10 protein-coding genes are annotated in these 13,262 nt (G+C 55.8%); 3 read left to right on the forward strand and 7 right to left on the reverse strand.

What is annotated here, in order from left to right; all coding sequences use genetic code 11:
* Positions 1–43: 43 nt before the first annotated feature.
* The 4 genes from GRPL_RS0125830 to GRPL_RS07430 form a co-directional block, all read right to left on the reverse strand.
* Positions 44–823: an NlpC/P60 family protein gene (locus tag GRPL_RS0125830; RefSeq protein ID WP_049267976.1), complete on the reverse strand. Its 780-nt coding sequence runs from the start codon at positions 821–823 to the stop codon at positions 44–46.
* Between the two features lie 596 nt (positions 824–1,419).
* Entirely contained in the window at positions 1,420–2,310 is an 891-nt protein-coding gene (locus GRPL_RS07440) for an oxidoreductase (protein WP_032700078.1), read from the reverse strand.
* Between the two features lie 122 nt (positions 2,311–2,432).
* Complete coding sequence (locus tag GRPL_RS07435; protein ID WP_032700046.1) at positions 2,433–3,962, reverse strand: T6SS phospholipase effector Tle1-like catalytic domain-containing protein; 1,530 nt, start codon at positions 3,960–3,962, stop codon at positions 2,433–2,435.
* Positions 3,963–4,295: 333 nt separating this feature from the next.
* Positions 4,296–5,795 carry an aldehyde dehydrogenase family protein gene (locus GRPL_RS07430; protein ID WP_032700048.1) on the reverse strand — a complete coding sequence of 500 codons (1,500 nt, stop codon included), beginning with the start codon at positions 5,793–5,795 and terminating at the stop codon, positions 4,296–4,298.
* A 234-nt stretch (positions 5,796–6,029) separates the two neighbouring features.
* Between GRPL_RS07430 and feaR the strand changes: the two genes are divergently transcribed.
* From feaR to GRPL_RS07415, 3 genes are all read left to right on the forward strand, one after another.
* Entirely contained in the window at positions 6,030–6,938 is a 909-nt protein-coding gene (feaR, locus tag GRPL_RS07425) for a transcriptional regulator FeaR (RefSeq protein WP_032687981.1), read from the forward strand.
* Between the two features lie 1,014 nt (positions 6,939–7,952).
* Positions 7,953–9,398 carry a sugar porter family MFS transporter gene (locus tag GRPL_RS07420; protein ID WP_032688017.1) on the forward strand — a complete coding sequence of 482 codons (1,446 nt, stop codon included), beginning with the start codon at positions 7,953–7,955 and terminating at the stop codon, positions 9,396–9,398.
* Positions 9,388–9,822 carry a PTS mannitol transporter subunit IIA gene (locus tag GRPL_RS07415; protein WP_032687982.1) on the forward strand — a complete coding sequence of 145 codons (435 nt, stop codon included), beginning with the start codon at positions 9,388–9,390 and terminating at the stop codon, positions 9,820–9,822. The genes GRPL_RS07420 and GRPL_RS07415 overlap by 11 nt, the downstream gene beginning before the upstream one ends.
* An 88-nt stretch (positions 9,823–9,910) precedes the next feature.
* Here GRPL_RS07415 and GRPL_RS07410 read toward each other — a convergent pair whose 3' ends face one another.
* Genes GRPL_RS07410 through GRPL_RS07400 form a run of 3 tightly spaced genes read right to left on the reverse strand, consistent with a single transcriptional unit; the run spans position 9,911 to position 13,063 of the window.
* Positions 9,911–10,234, reverse strand: coding sequence for a YdbL family probable chaperone protein (locus GRPL_RS07410; RefSeq protein WP_032700050.1), 324 nt, complete (start codon positions 10,232–10,234; stop codon positions 9,911–9,913).
* Positions 10,235–10,241: 7 nt separating this feature from the next.
* Positions 10,242–10,427, reverse strand: a complete 186-nt coding sequence (locus GRPL_RS07405; RefSeq protein WP_004861256.1) for a YnbE family lipoprotein — start codon at positions 10,425–10,427, stop codon at positions 10,242–10,244.
* Entirely contained in the window at positions 10,424–13,063 is a 2,640-nt protein-coding gene (locus GRPL_RS07400) for a YdbH family protein (protein WP_032700053.1), read from the reverse strand. Before GRPL_RS07400 ends, GRPL_RS07405 begins: the two co-directional genes overlap by 4 nt.
* Positions 13,064–13,262: the final 199 nt, after the last annotated feature.

Below are 13,262 nucleotides of genomic sequence, written 5' to 3' on the forward strand. Positions count from 1 at the left end.
TTTCTTATTGGCCATTTTATTATCCTGTAGAATTTAAATATTATCAGGGATGGCGCGAGAGCCCATACAGTCCCTTAAACTTATCATTAGTTGCTGAAGCAACTAAAACTGACCATGAATAATGGAAGATATTCACTTTTGAGGGGTAAGCTCCGCGATTACCTTCAATAGTCCACAAAATGCCATCGGCATAGCCTTGAACAATACCAATATGCCCCATCCAGGCAGTCTCTTGCTGCTTTTTAGGATCGACTCTCAACCAACAAATAATATCACCCGGCTGTGGTGGATTGCTCAATGAAGGAGTGTAAGAATGGCCTAATGACTTCATTTTATTATGCAATGCCTGAGCTGATGTTTGATAGCCGAATACCGCAGTTGCTCCCTGGTTAAAACAGTAACTGACAAAGGCCGCGCACCAGCTTTGCCCCTGGTTTCCGTACCCGGCGAAATATTTTTTAATATCAGGACCGTGATTATCCGAACCTTCTTCACCATGGCCGATCTCCGCCTGAGCGACTTTAAGCGCGGCCAGGCCCGCATGGCTTCCCCCTGACGGGGTGAACGTCGGGAGAGTCGGGTGTTGAAGCACAACGCTGTGTTTACCCAAAGCAGCATCGAGAGCCCAACGGGTGTGTGGTCCTACTTTACCATCGACAATTAACGGTTGGCCTGAGGCATCCACGTTGGCCACCTGGAAAGCTTCTACTGACTTTTTTACTACCTGATCAAATTTATCCGTTGGCGCAAGACCGAATGATAGCTTGCGGAGATCGTCAACCAATTGTGCTACCGCCTTACCTTCATCACCGATTTTTAACATAGAGCCCCCGTAGCATTCAGGTGATTTAATAAACTCAGGTTTGTACAACGCATACAATAATTAGCAGCAACATTAATACTCACCAAAAATAAAATCTGGCCTCTCGATTACCTGCTGAGTCAGACTGTTATTTACAATGTTTGCCCGGAGTCATTTTTAATAAATATAAACAGGTTATCTTTAAAATAAGAGGCAGGTCTTGTCATGTGACACCTCGCTCAACGACACGATGAGTTACAGGCATAAATATCCCGGGTAACAACCAGGTCAGAGAATGAAATGAATATCCAGAATCAGAATGGTGCTACGCAAGAATTGCATTTAAACGCAGCGCTACTTTTTATGGTAGACAGCTCTAACAAGAGATCAAGTTTCTATGCTTCTCTTCGCCAAATATATTGGCAGCTTGCACATAGCAGGCTGAGATCAAACACAATTTTGGTGTGACGGTGGGACAGTGAGCAAGCAGATCTCCGCTTGCCAGCGCTCAAGGGGATAACATACACAGACGGCAACCGCGTTGCCAGTCACAGCGGCCAGACCTCGCGGAATGCCGCCTGCTATCCGGCGGCTGCAAGCGCCGCCGCTTTATCCCGTCAGCCCGGTCCGTCGCTGGCGGCTGCCAGCAGCGGAACGATAAGATCGCTCAGCGGCGTCGGAATGCCGTGCCGACGCCCGCGGCGCTGTATCACGCCGTTACGAATCTCCCACTCCAGCGGCCGCCCGCTTTCGCGGTCAATCTGAATCGAGGTACTGAGATCGGGTGGCGCACGATGAAATCCGTCGATAATTTCCTGCGGTACGCTGTCGCTCAGCCTTGCGCCTTCCGCGCGCGCGACAAGCAGGCATTCACGTAAATAGGCCAGCGCGATGTCGTTGATATCGCCACGGGCGAACATACCGGCACGGCGGCCCGTCAGTACCATCAGGCCAGCCACCGCATTTTGCAGCAGCTTGCGCCAGGCGACGGTGGTGAAATCATCGGCGAGATCCACGGCGCAGCGGGTCCCTTGCAGCGTTTGCTGTACCAGCCGGGCCTGCGGCAGATCCGGCAAGGTCAACCGGGGTGTCGCTCGCAGCCAGACAGAGGCATCGGGTTCGCGCTGCGCCGGAAACCACACCACCGCAGGCAGCACCGTCGCCCCGGCAACGCGGTCAGCAAACTGCGCCTGCTGTTCGACGCCGTTCTGCAACACACACACCACCGTTTTTTCATCGCACAATGCGCTCAGCCACGCGGAAATCGTAGGGTTCTGGGTGGCCTTGACCGCGACGAAAACCAGCGAAAATGGCCGCACAATGGCCGCCGGGTCGGTCAGTACCGGTCCGGGAAACGTAATCTCTCCGCCATCGAATCTGAGCAACAGCTGTGCATGAGACGTTCGCCCGCACACCACCGGCGTGCGCCCCACTTCATGCAGCGCCGCGGCTATCGTGGTCCCAATCGCGCCGGGCCCGATAAGGGCAACGGTAGGCTCCTCCGACATCATATCCGCCTCCTGATGATAAGCTCCGCCACGATGGCGGGAAGGCATTAACAGTAGCGATAAATACTGTGATTCAGCAAGTCCTGTTCGTGGATAACGACAGGCACGGCGTTCAATGGCGCTTAGCGGGAAATCGTCAGGGAGACGCTGCCACGATTGTTATCATACATTTGCCACGCATCGTTGGCGTAAGCGTAAAAATAGCCGCTTTTAGCCGGTGTGAACCGGCATCCGCTGCCGATAATCACAATCTCATGCCGCGGCTCAGGCGCGTCGGGTGCGGGATCTGCGTGATTGGCAACCACGCCAATCAGAGCGAACCACGGTGCCGTACCGACGCGTCGACTCAGCCAAAAATCCACATCCTGGTTTTTAGTCGCCCCCTTCCATAACGCTTCCAGTTTGTCGGAAACGGAGGCCATAATCTGCGCGGCCTCGCCGGGATAAAACTTACCGTCATCAGTCCCGCCCGCCTCGCAGGGCACCGAGCCATCCAGCCATTTCCCCGTGGCCGTAAAGCGATACTCCACTCCCGCTTCCAGCCAGATCCCCGTTGCATTCCAGCGCTCGCGCGCAAAAACGTCAAAGGTCGCCGGGTGTTCTGCCGTCACATCGGTGACCGGTCGGTAGCGACCGTGGAGCAGCATCGGCTGACTTTGCCGCTGTATCACGCTGGCATCAACATCGGGGCTTCCGGCGACAATCCGCGGTACGCTGCGCGGGCAGGTATGCAGCAGTTTAAAAATGCCGGTGACCGAATCATGCAGCAGTCCATGGGGATCGGGGGCCAGCTGGGCGTCGATACCCGGCAGCAGCGTCAGTCCTAGTCCGGCTGCCTCTGCCATCATCCATTGCAGGGTGATATCCGATAATCCGCACTGCGCGTAGCCGCCGCCGACATCAGCATGCACGCCGGCAAACCAGCGCTGTTTCACCTGCGGGTTATCCGCCACATTGTCCCACAGCGTGGGAATGAAACTTTGTCGCTGCTCGTCCAGCGCCAGCGCATGGCGGGCATGTTCGACAATCGGGCTGAGTGACGTATCGTGGAAGGCATACTTTTTGGGATCATCCAGCAGATTGGCTAACGCCATATCGTCGGGAATACCCAGCGCCCCCACCGTTTCCCAGACGCCAATAAAATATATAGGGATGCTCTCCCTGGTCGGACGCCCCGTCGCCACCGAATAAAAAGGTCTACCCACGCTGGCAACGATCGCCGGCGCGCTGCCTGCAGGCTGGCGGTAATCGCTGAAGAGATCGTTGATATCCTCCCAGACTTTATCGTCGCCGGTTCCTGCCTGGCTGGCATTCAATAATCCGCAGCGCGAAATCATTCCGCCTAAACTCCTGACGGTATAAGCTCCGCGGCTAAAGCCAAACAGCCATATTTTATCGCCGGGCTGATAGCGGGTCGCCAGCCAGTAATAGGCGCTGATAATATTCTTATCAAGGCCTTCGCCGATGCCGCCGCCGATATAGCGATCGACCACCCCGCCATCGGTACCGACGCCGGAGTGGTAATAGACTCGCTGCTGGGTGTTTTCCGCCACGGCATTCCTGAGTTTGACCACATTGGTCGGCGCGGGTTTTCCATCATCAAGCTGTTGGGGCGTATTCCAGGTACCGTCGCAAAACACCAGTAAGTTCATAGGAACCTCATCGCAGGCTGCGTGAAAAGCGGTCAGGATTGACAAAGTAAAAATAGCAGACGGCAATCACCTCAGGAGGGCAATCGTCAAACGTGACTGCCATCATCGGTGCAGAGACTGACAGGTAGTGGTCGGCATGAAGGGAGATGATTGTTGATTTCTGGACTACCCACGAGGATACGTCACCAGGCATCATACCGATGCCCGCACTGCTGTTTCTCGTACTCTTCACGATAAACCGCGGCTAACTCAGGCATATGGCAAAAAGAATGAGAAGCGGGAGAGCGCCCGGCCCGGAGTTCGAACTCCGGGCGTCAGGCGCTGAGGCGAGAGTCAGTAACGCACGCAGACCGATTTCGTTTCGCACCAGTCGTCCAGCCAGTCCGGGCCAAAGTCGCGCCCGGTTCCGGACTGCTTCATGCCGCCAAACGGCAGGTTGGCATCGATAAGCGTATGGCTGTTGACCCACACCGTCCCGGCCTGCAGGCGCTCGGTGTAGCTCAGTGCCTGTGTCAAATCGCTGGTCCAGACGCTGGCGGTCAGACCAAAATCACTGTCGTTAGCCAGACGCAGCGCCTCTTCGCCATCGGCGACGCGCACCAGGTTGACCACCGGACCAAAGACCTCTTCCCGGCTGAGTCGCAGCCCGGCGTCCGGATTAATCACCAGCGTCGGCGCGATATAATAGCCGTGCGTATCCGGCCCGGCCTGTCCGCTAATCAGTTCCGCATGCTGCTTGCGCGCCTCATCGAGGTAAGCCGCCACTTTCTCGCAGTGCCCTTTTGACACCACCGGGTTAATCTGAGTCGTTTCCAGCATCCCCGGTCCCACCTGCAGCGACTTCACCGCCTGTTCAAAACCGCTCACCAGGTTATCGAACAGCGGGGCTTCAATATAGATACGCGAGCTGGCGGCGCAGACCTGGCCCTGATTGAGGAAACTGCCGGTCATCAGCCCTTCGATTACCCACTCCGGGTTGGCGTCTTTCAGCACGATCGCCGGGTTTTTCCCCCCCAGCTCCAGCGTTACGCGGGTCAGGCGGTCGGCGGCCGTCCTGGCGATATGCTTACCGGTTGCGGTGGAACCGGTGAAGCTGACCTTCGCCACCTGCGGATGAGAGGTTAACGCCGAACCGCATCCGGCGCCGCTGCCGGTCACGACGTTAAATACTCCGTCCGGGATCCCGGCCTCGGTGGCCAGCTCGGCAACCCGCAGCAGGGTCAGCGGCGTGGTCTCCGACGGCTTGATGACGATAGAGCACCCTGCCGCCAGCGCCGGCATCACTTTCCACATCCCGATCATCAGCGGGAAATTCCACGGCACGATCCCGGCGACAACGCCGACCGGCTCTTTTCGCGTCCACGCCTGGTAGCGTGCTCCCTGCGGGAACGGAATCGACACATCGAGCGTACGTCCGCTGATTTTGGTCGTCAGTCCGGCGGTATAACGCATCCAGTTCAGCGTACAGCCCACTTCAAATGCGCGAGAAATCTGGATGGATTTCCCCTGCTCCAGCGTTTCCAGCTGCGCCAGTTCTTCGCCGTGCTGTTCGACCAGATCGGCAAAACGCAGCAGGATACGTTCGCGGTCGGCCGGCGTGCGCCCTGCCCAGCTGCGGGCGACGAAGGCGCGCCATGCCGACATCACCGCGCGATCGACATCGGCCGCGTTGGCATCCGCGGTACTGGCGATGGCCTGCCCGGTTGCCGGGTTCCAGACGGTCAGGCGCTGTTCGCTCTGCGACGCCTGCTGGGTGCCGTCGATATATAAGCCATGCTGGCGGTCTAAAAACTGTTGAACGCTGGCAAGCAGCGCTACCTGTGCTGTGGACATATCGCTTCCTTATTGCTCACGGATCGTGAATTCAGTCTACGACGAGGCTGACGATCGCGCTTTTTTCTCTGTGACATTCGTTTGTGCCGCTGTGACAGCCGCCGCAATTCAACATATTGCGGACGCAGAAATGTGCCTCAGGTAATAGTTCTTTCATATACTCCGCGCCTCGCTCTTGTATGCCACCGTGTAAATGCAACAATGCAAAAACATTATGTTTACATGAGACAGACTATGGCGACGGCGGAGCACGGACAGGACTACCAGCGCTGGTTGGCGAAAATCAATCAGGTCTGCGGCCATTTTGCCGCTCGTCCGCTGGAAGGTCGCTTTCATGGGGAGATTGACGCCAGCTATGCCGGCACTCTGAAAGTCAGCACTGTCACCGCCAGCGGCGTCAATCTGTTCCGCACCCGCAACGAAATTAAGCGCAGCAATGACGACTGGTTTTATACCGTTTTCCAGCTCTCCGGCCAGGCGGCTATCGAGCAGGACGATCGCCAGGTGGTCCTCGACGCCGGCGACATCACCCTGATTGACGCATCACGCCCCTGCTCTATTTTCTGGCAGCAGACATCGCGCCAGGCCTCCCTGCTACTCCCCCGACAGCTGCTTGAACAACAGCTGCGCGGCAGTGAGATAAGCATCGCCACGCGGCTGGAAAAATCGCTACCGATGGTCCAGCTCAGCCAGCGGCTGTTGCAGGAGAGCATGTGCAGCCCGGAGCTGTCGGAAAGTGAGAGCGCCGCGGCGCTGGAGGCCATCGTCTGTCTGCTGCGTCCGATGCTGCATCATCACGACCCCCGGCCATCGCGCAGGGAGAAGCAGTTTCAGAAGATTATGGATTTAATTGATGAGTCCATTCAGGCGGAACATCTGCGTCCGGAGTGGCTGGCCAGCGAGACCGGGATGTCGGTTCGCAGTCTGTACCGGTTGTTTGCCGACAAGGGGCTGGTGGTCGCGCAATATATTAAGAACCGGCGTCTCGATCTCTGCGCGCAGGCGCTGCACAGTGCCCGTGATGACGAAAAGCTGGCGGGAATTGGCTATAGCTGGGGATTCAGCGACCACAGCCACTTCTCGACCGCTTTCAAACAGCGTTTTGGCGTGTCGCCTGGGGAATACCGCAAGCGCTGCCGCTGATTTATACGCCAATGGGCCGTAGACTTGCGTTCCCCCCCCCCCGGCGCTATCCGGCCGCCGCTCTCCCTGTTGCCCTCTGGTTCGTCTATCCGTCGCCGGGTGCCCGCCTGACGTCCGCTGTGTTCCCCCGGCTGGCCTCGTCCCGCGCGTTTCGCCCCGGTTCCCGCCTGACCAGGCTGTGACCCGGAAAAAAAACAAAAGCGTATAAAAAATATAAAATGGAATTTTAATTTCACTAATAATCGTATGGATTTAAAAGCGTGACTCGTATCAAAAATTTAACTTTTAATTCAATAGCTTATTTTTAACACCCTCACAAACCCCATCAAAATTTAACCTTAATTATCAATGATATAAAAACATTATCTTTTCTCACAAAGAGAAATTTGTTTCGTCTCAAACAAAATGAAATGAAATGAAATTTTCAATTTGTGATCTATTTGTGATTTTATTTCATTAGCGGATGTCATATTACCCTTCGATAAAACGCAATCTGTCCACTCTCGGCGGTACGCAAACCCGCAAGCACGGAGGAGACCATGAAGGAAACAGCAAGAAGATTGACCTCGTCGGACGGCAGGGAGCGTTGTCATGCCATTGACTACGTACTGGTCGCGATGGTTTTCCCATTGAAAGGAACGCCGGTGACAAAGAACAACGGGGCGTCGGCAAAACACCTCGTACCGCAGATTGGCTTTCATCGCTGCATAAACGACGGCCACACGCGGTGGCAGATCCGCACAGTCTGTTCTGTGCAAAAGCGCTGTCGGGTAAGCGTGTGAAGGTCGACAGCAAGCATCACAGATGCCACACACAATCCAGAGACACTGATAACACACCGTCAATCAAAAACACGCCTCATCGCCCGCTGCTCCTCAGCATAGTGTGATGAAGACGAATAATCGCACCACCCATCTCGTCTCCTTCCGTCATCGTTCGACAGGATAAACCTGTCGCCGCGGGCGAAGAGAAACAAAATGACCGGTGCTGTTAATGAAAATAAAAGGTATGAAAATGTCAGCTATCATGAAACTGAACGTACAGCAAAGAAAGCGGCTTCACCAAATAACGCTGGTGGCAACATTTGGCGGCCTGCTATTCGGCTATGACACTGGGGTTATTAATGGTGCATTTTCTTCACTGAAGCAATATATGGGCCTGACGCCGACGACGGAAGGTCTGGTCATGAGCGTATTGCTGGTGGGCGCCGCTATTGGCAGCGTTTTTGGCGGAACCCTCGCCGATTATTTTGGCAGACGAAAATATCTGCTCTGCCTGTCATTTATTTTCCTTGTCGGGGCATTAATGTCAGCCCTCGCGCCGGATATCACCGTATTACTGATATCCCGTTTTCTGCTCGGATACGCCGTTGGCGGCGCTTCCGTCACAGCACCAACGTTCATTTCCGAAGTCGCCCCCACTGAAATGCGCGGCAAACTCACGGGGTTGAATGAAGTCGCCATTGTTATCGGGCAGCTTGCCGCATTCGCCGTCAACGCCGTGATAGGCATCATCTGGGGCCACCTCCCCGATGTCTGGCGATATATGTTAATGGTCCAGGCTCTCCCGGCCATCTGTTTATTTGTCGGGATGTTGCGCTCTCCGGAAAGCCCGCGCTGGCTGGTGAGCAAAAACCGACATCAGGAAGCGCTGGAAGTATTAAAGCAGATCCGCTCACCGGAACGCGCGGCGCAAGAGTTCGCCGATATTTCTACCCTCATCAAAGTCGAAGCCGATCGTAAATTCAGTACGCAAAACGCGTTTGTCACTATTCTCAGTACGCCGTGGATTTTTAAATTACTGCTGGTGGGCATCATCTGGGCCGCGTTACAGCAGACCACCGGGGTCAATGTCATTATGTACTATGGCACCGAAATCCTGAGTACGGCCGGCTTCTCTGAAAGAACCTCCTTAATATGTAATGTGCTCAACGGGGTCTTCTCCGTGGGGGGGATGCTGGTTGGGGTGTTCTTCCTTGTTGATCGCTTTAAACGCAAAACCATCATTATTTACGGCTTTGCCATTATGGCGACGCTGCACCTGATCATTGCCGGCGTCGATTACACGCTGGTTGGCGATATCAAAGCGACGGCCATCTGGCTACTCGGCGCGCTGTTTGTCGGGGTCATGCAGGGGACGATGGGCTTTATTACCTGGGTGGTGCTGGCCGAACTGTTCCCGCTGAAATTCCGCGGCCTGTCCATGGGGATTTCCGTGTTTTTCATGTGGATCATGAATGCCGTTGTCAGCTACCTGTTTCCGCTGCTCCAGGCCAAGCTCGGCCTCGGCCCCGTATTCCTGATTTTTGCGGCTATCAACTATATCGCGATAATCTTTGTGGTCACGGCGCTCCCGGAAACCTCGAACAAATCGCTGGAACAATTAGAAGAAGAGTTATCGTCGAATAAATATGATGCGCGGGTGAATAACGGCGCGGAGGTCGCTCACAATGATCGCTAATATTACGCAAGAGAATCTTCACCTTGGTTACAAGGCGAAAAATAAGACCGAAGTCTTGACCCTGCTTGGTGAGGAATTTAAAAAGAAAGGCTACGTTAGCGAAGACTGCATCGCTTTTCTTGCTGAAAGGGAGCGTCAGGTGTCCACCTTTTTAGGCAATGGCATTACGCTTCCGCACCTGCCGAAATCCGCGACCAATATCATTCTGAAAACCGGGATAGAAATATTTCAGTTCCCGGACGGTGTCATCTGGGACAGAAGCAACGTCATGTTTATCGCCATTGGCGTGATTGCCAAAGAGAAGGAGCATATTGATGTTCTGAAGGACATCGCCTCTATTTTCAGCGATGAAATCATTGCCAATGCGCTGTCATTGATCTCCAGTAAACAGGACTTTTTGACGATTTTACAACAACACCGCTAACCCTGACGCTAATCGCCGCCTGGCCCCGCCGCCGCTGATGAAAGTGAGTCTCATCAGCGGCCGTTTCTGCCAGGCAAAAGCGGCGGCGCTATTTCCGCAGCCATTTGCCATTCAGTCCCTGAACATACTCCCCCGGCTGCGCCCGGGAGACCAGTTTTTGCCCGGCCATTTTCGCCACCTCATCCACCGGCAGGTTATTATCATCCGCCAGCTGCTGATAGCTTTCGCTCCTGGCCGCGTTGATCTGTTTGACCAGCTCCAGCGTTTCTTTGTCCTGACGCAGCGGCGCCAGATAGCCATTCAGCGTTTCCCCGACCCGCCCTTGCTCCCGGGCCTCCCCCAGCGTCAGCGCCAGCGCCGATGAGCTGAAGAGGCCAAACGCTAACGCCGCCGTTAACAGTCGTTTTCTCATCGCCACCTCAGAATAGATCGCTACGCGACTTCAGTAACTCTTCAACATCTTTATCCACTTTGATATGAATCTCATGCTCAATTTTGACATTCATATTGATGGTGATCGGCTCTTTTGACGCCGCGATTTCAATTCGTGGCGTACAGCCCGCCAGCAGCATCGTCATCAGCACCGGCGTTAGCAATTTCATCATTGTTGTTCCTTACACTTTTTACTGTCCGTACAGCTGCGCACGGGGAGCACCGCATTTTGCTCAAACCATGCCTGCAAATTGTCGCCAAAACGTAAACTGCGCCACAGGTCAAAAATATTCTCTTCATGAGAATAGTTTAAATGCACCGTATTACTCTGCTCCCCGACGCGGCTGGTTCCGCTGATGGTCGCCTTCAGCGTCAGCATGCCCAGATTATCGAGATCGATGCGTGTCCATGAACGGGAGATCTCCATATAGCGCAGCCAGTTAATCGCCGCACCGGCGGAAATATTGTCGTTGACCATCGCATCCGCCATATCCTTATCAAGACGTAAGGTCATCGGCCCCGGGTTACCCAGCCAGCCATCTTTAATGATCCATTTGTCATTGTTCAGCCACAGCGGCAGCGCGCCGTTGAATGCGCCGGACATGGCAAACTGCTTAATATTTATCGCGCTCACCAGCTCGCTGCTGGAAATTTGCTGCAGACGCAGTAGCGCCGGGTCATGCTGCGGCATCCGCAGCTGCTGCATGGTCACCTTACCACCGAGAATATCCACGCTGACGTTGCTCAGCTGAAGCGGTTCGCTCTCGCTCCACGGCCAGGAGCCCTGCAGATCCGCCGAGAGGTTTTTCGCCGTCACCTGGTTGACGACTTCGCCAATACGCAGCGACACCGGTCGGCGGATTCCCAGCTGCCAGGTCCCCTGACTAAAGCGGAAAGGCAGAACAAAATCTACGCCATTAATCTGATTGTCAGGCATCCAGGCGCTGCCGCCTTTTAAGACGCCGTGGCCGCCGGCTTCAAACCCCTGATCTGCCGCCGCGGAGAAGGCGACCTGCGCATACAGCATTCCTTCACGCAGATTCATTTTCCAGTCTGGCGGCACCAGCGGCTGAAACACGGTTAACGACTGTTTAGGCCACCAGGCCTGGCCCCGCAGACGTTCACCATCCCAACGCCCGGTGACCCGCACGGGACCGATCTTCCTGGCGTGGAGCGCCCCGCTGAACTGAAACCAGGTGGGATCCCGTCCGTCGATCTTGAACTTTAACGTGGAGGGGGGAAGTTCGCTGCCGCTGCTAAAGCTGGTTTTACCCGCATCCAGCGACAGCGCGCCGGTCAGTTTAGGGTGCTGTTCGCCGCGCAGCCAGTGTACCGGTTCGTCCAGGGTTAACCGCGGCGTGCTGACCAGCATCGTGCCGTACTGCAGCTTATCGAATCCCGTCGACAGGCTGTTCAGCACAATCGAATTGTCTATCCACGCCCCCGCCCCTTTGACGTCCCACTTCGCCTGCATCGGCGTGAAGCGGCCCTCGCCCCAGTAACGCCACTGCCAACGGCCGCTGTCGGGCATAAAGTTGTCGGCCTGACCGTCAAGATGCAGCGAGAAGTCGCCCATTTGCTGTTCGTGCGCGCGCAAAATAGCCTGCAGACGGCCGTCCACGCCCTGCTGAGTCACCTTCACGCCAGCCAGCGGCAGACGGACTTCATCAATATTGAGCGAGTCAATGACCCGGCCGCGGGAACGCAGCAGCGCGCCGGGATGGAACGTCAGCGCCGGCGCGGTCAGCGGGCCAGTCAGGTTCGCCGGCAGCACGGCATAAACGATCAGATCGCCGAGCTTGGCCTCGCCGGTTAACTGCAACGGCATGTCGCTGTTGTCCATGCTCAGTTTGCCAGGACCTATCGTCAGTACGGCGTTCCCCTTCCCGCCTTCCCCGTGGGTGAGAACGTTGAGACGACCGCTGACCCGCATCTGCTCGGTGCCCTGTTGCCAGTTGCCAACCGACAAGGCCACGCGGCCGCTCAGCGGATACCCGGCATACTCGGTACTCCAGCGACCATCGCTGATGGCAATACGCTCCGGGGTGATCTCCCAGGGTAAGTCGAGCATCGGCTGCACATCGCCGCGCGGCGTCACCAGCAGCTGCCCACGGTTTTTCTGCCACTCCAGCTCCGCATCAACCAGTCCTGCCGTCTGCGGGAACGCGAGCGTGGCGATCAGATGCCCATCTACCGGCAAACCATCCGGCACCAGCGGCATATGAAATTCGCCCACCAGCTTCACCGGCGCCTGTCCTTCGACCAGTTGCGCGGAGAAGTCGCTCACCGTCAGCGCCTGCCCGCGCAGGCGCGCCTGCAGCGTCACCTCTTTACCGCTGTAGCCGATATCCTGCTGCTGCGGAGTCAACGACATAACCAGTCGTCCCTGCCACTTTTCCCACGGAGAGAGACGCAGGTTCTCAATCGTCAACCAGCTATAGGGAAGCATGGACTGCCATTCCGCCAGCGTACGCGGCGCGCCGGATGCCGGCTCACTTTCCGGCAGCTTGCTCAGGCAGGCGCTGTTGATATCAAGTTCGTCAACCTGCAGCCGCCAGCGGCTGGGATGTGAGAGTCGGGCATCGGTTATCCTCGCCAGTTCGCAGTCGCCGACCAGATAACGTAAATCGGGTATACGCAGCGCAGAACGCGTCAGGCGCGGACTGTCATGCAGCGAAATGCGGGTTCCCTCTGGCAGCCAGATCCCTGCCAGCGTAGGTACCCAATGGGTAAGCGTCGACAACAAGGCCAGCGGTAGCAGAATAAGTGCTAACAATAGCGCGATGGCGGCTTTATATTTACCCTTCATGGGCAGTTAATATCCTGATTAAACAAAAGTAAAAGCCGAAAGTAGCGCGTATTGTGGCACGTTCGACCAGTGAGTTAAAGTTTCTGTCCCGCTTAAGAGCCTATCTCAGCAGGACTATTTTGCTTGTCATTTTGCCCCGGGCAGTGCGCGCAACGATTTATCTTTGAGCGCCCTTCAGAGCGGCCGCAGGGTGAGCGAA

This window comes from Klebsiella planticola ATCC 33531 (genome assembly GCF_000735435.1).
GTDB classification, from domain to species: domain Bacteria; phylum Pseudomonadota; class Gammaproteobacteria; order Enterobacterales; family Enterobacteriaceae; genus Klebsiella; species Klebsiella planticola.

Excerpts from the sequence above, each read along its gene's own strand:
- GRPL_RS0125830 (WP_049267976.1), bottom strand. The coding sequence starts at position 823 with ATGTTAAAAATCGGTGATGAAGGTAAGGCGGTAGCACAATTGGTTGAC.
- GRPL_RS07440 (WP_032700078.1), bottom strand. The coding sequence starts at position 2,310 with ATGTCGGAGGAGCCTACCGTTGCCCTTATCGGGCCCGGCGCGATTGGG.
- GRPL_RS07435 (WP_032700046.1), bottom strand. The coding sequence starts at position 3,962 with ATGAACTTACTGGTGTTTTGCGACGGTACCTGGAATACGCCCCAACAG.
- GRPL_RS07430 (WP_032700048.1), bottom strand. The coding sequence starts at position 5,795 with ATGTCCACAGCACAGGTAGCGCTGCTTGCCAGCGTTCAACAGTTTTTA.
- feaR (WP_032687981.1), top strand. The coding sequence starts at position 6,030 with ATGGCGACGGCGGAGCACGGACAGGACTACCAGCGCTGGTTGGCGAAA.
- GRPL_RS07420 (WP_032688017.1), top strand. The coding sequence starts at position 7,953 with ATGTCAGCTATCATGAAACTGAACGTACAGCAAAGAAAGCGGCTTCAC.
- GRPL_RS07415 (WP_032687982.1), top strand. The coding sequence starts at position 9,388 with ATGATCGCTAATATTACGCAAGAGAATCTTCACCTTGGTTACAAGGCG.
- GRPL_RS07410 (WP_032700050.1), bottom strand. The coding sequence starts at position 10,234 with ATGAGAAAACGACTGTTAACGGCGGCGTTAGCGTTTGGCCTCTTCAGC.
- GRPL_RS07405 (WP_004861256.1), bottom strand. The coding sequence starts at position 10,427 with ATGATGAAATTGCTAACGCCGGTGCTGATGACGATGCTGCTGGCGGGC.
- GRPL_RS07400 (WP_032700053.1), bottom strand. The coding sequence starts at position 13,063 with ATGAAGGGTAAATATAAAGCCGCCATCGCGCTATTGTTAGCACTTATT.